Raw genomic sequence first — 232 nt, 5'->3', positions numbered from 1 at the left:
AGACCCCGTGCACCTTTACTATAGCTTCGTATTGACTTCGGTCAAGCAATGTGTAGGATAGCTAGGAGACTTTGAAGTGGCATCGCCAGGTGTTGTGGAGTCATTGTTGAAATACTAGCCTTTGCTTGTCTGAAGCCTAACCCCGATTACTCGGGGAACAGTGCGTGGTGGGTAGTTTGACTGGGGTGGTCGCCTCCAAAAGAGTAACGGAGGCTTCTAAAGGTGCCCTCAA

At 50.0% G+C, this 232-nt stretch carries 1 rRNA gene; it reads left to right on the top strand.

Annotated features, from left to right (window positions below):
- Positions 1-232 (top strand): 23S ribosomal RNA (locus Q0945_RS16085); the annotation flags it as partial.

This window comes from uncultured Maribacter sp. (assembly GCF_947500405.1).
In the GTDB taxonomy this organism is placed as follows: domain Bacteria; phylum Bacteroidota; class Bacteroidia; order Flavobacteriales; family Flavobacteriaceae; genus Maribacter_B.
This window is presented reverse-complemented; position numbering and strand designations above follow the sequence as displayed.